The organism is Polaromonas sp. P1_G4 (genome assembly GCF_056405475.1).
Map to the genome: position 1 here is coordinate 1 of NZ_JBFUCA010000823.1, position 1,261 is coordinate 1,261.

1 protein-coding gene is annotated in these 1,261 nt (G+C 60.9%); it reads left to right on the top strand.

Annotated elements, in window-relative coordinates:
- Window positions 1-86 precede the first annotated feature (86 nt).
- Window positions 87-1,261: tripartite tricarboxylate transporter permease (locus tag AC1D1X_RS23690; protein ID WP_477699399.1), on the top strand; the 1,175-nt coding region annotated here is incomplete at its 3' end.

Consider the following 1,261-nt stretch of genomic DNA (forward strand, 5'->3'; position numbering starts at 1 on the left):
GTGCGCAACATCAAGATCTCGGTGGGTCTGATCCTGGTTGCCTTTGCCTTCAAAAACTTTCTCGGCCTTAGCCTGCCTCTCTACTGATGGACATCCTGCATAACCTCTCGCTGGGTTTCGAGCATGCGCTGACCTGGCAAAACCTCCTTTATTGCGCTCTTGGCTGCACGGTGGGCACACTCATCGGGCTGCTGCCGGGACTGGGCCCTTTGTCGACCATCAGCCTGCTGCTGCCCCTGACTTATTCCATTCCCACCGGCGGAGCACTCATCATGCTGGCCGGCATTTATTACGGGGCCCAATATGGCGACAGCGTGAGCGCCATCACGATGAAGATCCCGCATGCCAGCAGCATCGTCGCCTGTATAGACGGCTACCAGATGACGCTCAAGGGGAAGACCGGCCTGGCCCTGTTCACCGCGGGCATTTCCAGCTTCATTGGCGGCACCGTGGCCATTGTGGTGCTTTCGACCCTGGCTCAACCACTGGGTGAAGTGGGCTTCCTGTTTGGGCCGGCTGACTACTGCGCTCTCATGCTGCTGGGGTTTTTCTGCGTGAGCTTTGTCAGCAGCGGCAGCCTGCTCAACGGCCTGGCCATGGCCATGGTCGGCGTCCTGCTCGGGATGGTGGGGACCGATGTGAACAGCGGCACTGCGCGCTACACCATGGACCTGCCGTTCCTGATGGACGGGATTGGCCTGATCAGCATCGCCCTGGGCTGCTTCGGTATTGCGGAGGTGGTGAAAAATCTCGACAACAAAAACGTCCTCACGCCGTTCAACGGCGAGATCAAGCTCATGCCGACCTGGCCCGAGTTCAAGCGCATCATCCCCAGCGCCCTGCGCGGCAGCATCATCGGCTCGATCCTGGGCATACTGCCCGGCGGCGGCCCCACGATTGCCCAGTTCGCCGCCTATGCCGCCGACAAGAAGTTCAGCAAGTACAAGCATGAGATCGGCACCGGCTGCATCGAAGGCGTGGCCGGGCAGGCCGCCGCCGACGAGGCCGCCGCACGCACCAGTTTTATCCCGCTGATGGCCATCGGCATTCCCGAAAATGCCGTCATGGCGCTGATGATGGCTGCTTTCGTCATCAAGGGGATCCAGCCCGGCCCCAACATGATCGCCAGCCACCCCGACTTGTTCTGGGGTCTGGTGGCCAGTATGTGGGTGGGCAACTGCTTCCTGGTCATCCTCAATGTGCCCCTGGTGCGCTACTGGCTGTCGGTCTTCAAGATTCCCTACACCGTGCTGTTTCCGGC